Below are 4,737 nucleotides of genomic sequence, written 5' to 3'. Positions count from 1 at the left end.
GGACTTGATCCGGGACCGCTGGCAATTCTTGAGGCGAATGCTGGCCGTGAGACGTCCTGACGCGAGGTGGGCTGTTCACGGCCAGCGGTCCCGGATCAAGTCCGGGACGACGACGCATTCCGACTTACAAGGTAGCCAGGCTTCCCAGCACCACCGTCGCCTGACTCGACAGGGTGCCGCCGTTGCCGTGCGCCAGCGCCACGTCCACGCCGGAAAGCTGGTTCGCCGCCTCGCCCCGGATCTGGCGCGCGGCCTCGATCACTGCGAAGAGGCCGTACATCCCCGGGTGGCAGCACGAGAGGCCGCCGCCGTTGGTGTTCACCGGCAGGCTGCCGCCCGGTGCGATGGCGCCGCTGCTGACGAAGCGGCCGCCTTCGCCCTTGGGGCAGAAACCGAGGTCCTCGAGGAACAGGATCGTGTTGATCGTGAACGCGTCGTAGAGCTGCGCGGTGCGGATGTCGGAGGGAGAGACTCCCGCCATCGCCATCGCCCGCGCGCCGGACTCCCTGGCGGCGGTGACGGTCACGTCCTTGGCCTGCGCGATCGAGTTCCACCACGTCGCAGCAGCCGCGCCCAGCAGCGGCACGGCCGGTTTCGCAAGATCGCGGGCGCGGGACGTGCGGGTCATCACGATCGCCGCGGCGCCGTCGGTGACGAGGCAGCAGTCGCGCACCGAGATCGGGGTGCTGATCATGCGGGCGGCAAGGCACTCCTCCAGCGACAGCGGGCCTTTGGCGAAAGCCTCGGGGTTGGTCTGCGCCCAGGCCCTTGCGGCCAGCGCCACGGCGGCGAGGTCTTCGCGGGTGGTGCCGTATTCGTGCATGTGACGCGCTGCCGCCAGCGCATAGCCGGTCAGCGGGAATATGGGCGCGTAAGGCGCATCCCACTGATTATTGGTTATTTTCGTCGCCAGCTTGCCGCCGTTGCTGCGCTGGTTGGAGCCGTAGGCGATCAGCGCGCAGTCGATGTAGCCCGCCTCCAGCATCATCGCCGCCACTGCCATGTGGCTCATGAAGGCCGAGCCGCCGGTACGGTTGTTGTCGGTATAGCGCGGCTGCAGGCCGAGGTATTCGGCGAAGGAGAGCCCTGCGAAGAAGTCATCGGGCTGGCAGATGAACAGGGCATCGACGTCAGCCAGCGTCAGCCCGGCATCGGCGACGGCGAGGAGGGCGGCCTGCGCGGTCAGTTCCATCGAACTGTATCCAGGCGTCTCGCCGATGCCGAAGGTGGCGAGGCCGGCGATGGCGGTGCGGGCGCGAGGGAAGGTGTCGGTCATGCGTATGCCTTGAGGTTTGGGGAGTGGCGCTGTGCCCACCCCGTCCGGCTAGGCGGTAAACCGCCAAGCCTCCCGGCCCTCCCGCTTGCGGGAAGGCGTTCGTCGTACTGTCCTCCCCCTCCCGCTTGCGGGAGGGGAGCGAGACTTGGGCCGCAGGCCCTAGTCGCAGCGGGGTGGGCCGCAGCGGGGTGGGCCATCATGCCCCCTCCACGGCCCGAAACAGCAGCAGCGATGCATCCCCGTCGTGATCGACGAACGCTTCCACACGCATCCCGATGGCCAGCGTTTCGGGCGTCACGCCCTCCACCCGGCTCATCAGCCGCGCGCCTTCGTCGAGGTCTATCAGCGCGACGTGATAGGGCTCGGCGGGCGGCTTCCGGTTGATCCACGAGAGCGTGTAGACCCGGCCGCGCCCGGATGCCTCGAACCATTCGAGCGGCCCGCCGCTGCCCGGTGCGGCGAGGCGCGGGGGGAACACCGCGCTGCCATCCTCCGCGCGCTGGAGCAGCAGGCGACCTTCCGCCAGCGCCGTGCGCCAATGGGTTTCGGGGCTCATGCCGCCGTCCTTACCGCGCCCCGCGCTTGGAGATCGGCGATCTCCTCGGCCGAGAAACCCGCTTCGCGCAGGACGTCGAGGCTCTCGCCGCCCAGCGCTGGGCCGGGATCGCCGATGGCGCCGGGGGTTTCGGAGAAAGTCGTCGGGATGCCGGGGAAGCGCAGGGTGCCCTCGGGCGTTTCGCGCTCCTGCCAGAAGCCGGTTTCGACCAGATGCGGATCGTCGAGCAGGTCGGTCAGGCTCTTGATCGCGGTGGCGGGGATGTGGGCCTGACGGAACAGCTCCACCCATTCCTCGGTCGTTCGCGTCTCGATCACTTCGGCCACCTTCGCCAGCACGGTGCCGATGTTCTGCGTGCGCGATCGCATCGAGGCGAACATGGCGTCCTGCGACCACTCCGGGTTGCCCAGCGCATCGAAGAAGGCGCGCCAGTGCTTGTCGTTGTAGATCATCACGCCGATGTAGCCGTCCGCCGTGCGGTAGGGGCGCCGCGCTTCCGAGGTGGCGCGGGGGTATTCGGGCGGCCCCTGGGGCGGCACGAAGAGCGAGCCGCACAAATGCTCGACCATGGCGAAGGACACCAGCGTCTCGAACATCGGGACCTCGATCTCCTGCCCGATCCCGGTCTTCTCGCGCGCATAGAGCGCTGCGATCACCGAGTAGGCGCCGGTGAGGCCCGCCACCTTGTCGGCGATCACCGTCGCGGCATAAGTCGGCTCGCCGCCCGAGAGGCGCGCCTGCAGGTCGACGATGCCCGAGGCGGCCTGCACGATGTCGTCGTAGGCGGGATAGTCGCGGTACGGGCCGCTCCGCGCGAAACCGTAGAGATTGGCGTAGATGATCTTCGGGTTCACGGCCTTCAGCGCCGCATAGTCCAGCCCGAGCCGCCCGATCGCGCTGGAACGCATCGAGTGGATGAACACGTCGGCGCTTTCCGCCATCTTCAGCAGCGCGGCGCGCGCCTCGCCCTGCTTGAGGTCGAGCACGATCGAGCGCTTGCCGCGATTGACGTTGAGGAACATCGCCCCGCGCGAGGCGTCCGGCCCCGGCGGGATGAAGCGCGTGGTGTCGCCCGAGGGGCTCTCCACCTTGATCACGTCCGCGCCCAGATCGGCGAAGATCTGCGTCGCGTAAGGCCCCATCAGCACGCTGGTGAGATCGAGCACCCTGACACCTGCGAGGGGGCCTTTGCCCTTACCGCTCATTCGTATTCTCCGATGATGAAGCGACCGCGCTGCGGCCTGAATTTCGATGCTTGGACGCGGCTGCGGCGAGCCTTACGCTCGGGCGCATACACGCACACACGTGAGGGGAGTTTGCCGGAATGAAGGTCCACCTGATCGCCGCGGGGAAGTTCCACGACATCGATTATGCCCGCCTCGAACTGCTCAAGCTGCTGGCGGAAACCCCGCGCATCCGCGCCTCGGTGGCCTCCGACTACGCCGATCTGGCGAGCCTTGCGGCGGCGGACCTGCTGATCACCTACACCTGCGATCTGGTGCCGACGCGCGGCGAGGAAGTCGCCGCGCTGGAGGCGTTCCTGGCGCGCGGTGGGCGCTGGCTGGCGCTGCACGGGACCAACGCGGTGCTGCGCTTCGGCGCGGACGGCGTGGTCGATACCCCGGACGAGGTGCCCACCTTCACCGGCCTGCTCGGCACGCGTTTCGCCGGCCATCCGCCGATCGCGCCGTTCAAGGTCTTCGTCACCCGGGGCGATCACGAGATGACGCAAGGGCTGCGCGACTTCCGGGTCGAGGACGAGCTTTACCTGACGCACCGCACCGCAGACATCGACGTGCTGCTGCACACCAGCTTCACCGGTCGCTGCGACGAGTTCCGCGATGCCGACTGGGACGAGGCGGAAGTGCCCGTGCTCTACGAGCGCAAGGTCGGCGAGGGTGCGATCCTCTACCTGACGCTCGGCCATTGCCGGGGTCACTACGACCTGCTGCCGGTAAGCCCGTTCTGGCCCCATCCGCAGCGCTGCTCGTGGAATTACCCGGTGTTCCACGAACTGCTGCGGCGGGGCATTCGCTGGGGTCTTGCTCATGCGGCCTGATCCTGCGGCCTGAGGGCGTGGAGCTGGGTTTCGAGCGCTTCGAGCACCGGCTCCACCAGCCCGGCGTCCATGGCGCCCGTCAGCAGGTTGATCGCCATGCCTTCCATCGTCGCCTGCGAGATCGCCATGGCCAGCGCGAACTTCTCCGGGCTGGCCTGCCATTCGGGATAGAGCTGGACGGCGAGCTGGTTGAACCGCTCGCGGAACTCCACCTGCAGCGGCATCAGCACGGCGGCGAGGTCGGGACTGGTACGTGCCGCCACCGCCAGTTCGTGGAAGGCGATGAAGGCGGGCTTCTGGATCTGCTTCCAGTACGTGCGCACCATCGCTCCGTGATCCAGCGCACTGCGCTCCGCCGCGCGGCGGAAGGCGCGCAGGCGGCGCTCGTGCAGGTGCATGATGGTCGCCTTGATGAGCGATACGCCGTTGTCGAAGTGGTGCAGCATCGCGCCGCGTGACAGCCCGGCCTCGATCGCCACCTGCGGCGTCGTGGTGCGCGAATAGCCGCTGCGGACGAGCACCCGGATCGTCGCGTCGATCAGCCGCGCGCGGGTCTGGGCGCTCTTGAGCGCCTGCATCGTCGGTTCGTCCGCGCCGGGTCGTCTCACTGGATCGCGCTCTCCCACGCCGTGCGGGCCGGTGGGTTCCGGCCTCGCCAACCTGATCGGTAGCGCAATCCGGTCGATAAAAAAAGACATTCATGAACGTCTTTTATAATTATACGGACGTCAGTTGCGCGCATTTCGTCATCCCGGACTTGATCCGGGACCGCTGGCCGTGAACAGCCCACCTCGCATCGGGGCGCCTTGCCGGCGACCGTTTCCTAAAGACGGCCAGCGGTCCCGG

General features: G+C 68.0%; 5 protein-coding genes. 1 reads left to right on the top strand and 4 read right to left on the bottom strand.

Going from position 1 to position 4,737, the window contains the following annotated elements; all coding sequences use genetic code 11:
- Window positions 1-124: 124 nt before the first annotated feature.
- The 3 genes from ACYPYD_RS02945 to ACYPYD_RS02935 all read right to left on the bottom strand — a co-directional run bounded on the left by ACYPYD_RS02945 (window position 125) and on the right by ACYPYD_RS02935 (window position 3,037).
- The gene (locus tag ACYPYD_RS02945) at window positions 125-1,276 is read right to left on the bottom strand and encodes an acetyl-CoA acetyltransferase (protein WP_211151707.1); all 1,152 of its coding nucleotides are present in this window, start codon (window positions 1,274-1,276) and stop codon (window positions 125-127) included.
- A gap of 196 nt (window positions 1,277-1,472) precedes the next feature.
- Window positions 1,473-1,832, bottom strand: a complete 360-nt coding sequence (locus ACYPYD_RS02940) for a Zn-ribbon domain-containing OB-fold protein (protein ID WP_211151706.1) — start codon at window positions 1,830-1,832, stop codon at window positions 1,473-1,475.
- Entirely contained in the window at window positions 1,829-3,037 is a 1,209-nt protein-coding gene (locus ACYPYD_RS02935; protein WP_211151705.1) for a CaiB/BaiF CoA transferase family protein, read from the bottom strand. The genes ACYPYD_RS02940 and ACYPYD_RS02935 overlap by 4 nt, the downstream gene beginning before the upstream one ends.
- 119 nt (window positions 3,038-3,156) lie before the next feature.
- Between ACYPYD_RS02935 and ACYPYD_RS02930 the strand changes: the two genes are divergently transcribed.
- The gene (locus ACYPYD_RS02930; protein WP_069709554.1) at window positions 3,157-3,891 is read left to right on the top strand and encodes a ThuA domain-containing protein; all 735 of its coding nucleotides are present in this window, start codon (window positions 3,157-3,159) and stop codon (window positions 3,889-3,891) included.
- Here the strand turns inward: ACYPYD_RS02930 and ACYPYD_RS02925 are convergent.
- Complete coding sequence (locus ACYPYD_RS02925; RefSeq protein ID WP_236727367.1) at window positions 3,879-4,499, bottom strand: TetR/AcrR family transcriptional regulator; 621 nt, start codon at window positions 4,497-4,499, stop codon at window positions 3,879-3,881. The genes ACYPYD_RS02930 and ACYPYD_RS02925 overlap by 13 nt on opposite strands.
- Window positions 4,500-4,737 lie beyond the last annotated feature (238 nt).

This window comes from Novosphingobium sp. 11B, from assembly GCF_054589055.1.
Note: the sequence above shows the minus strand (reverse complement) of the source record. Positions and strands in the feature narration are given on the sequence as shown.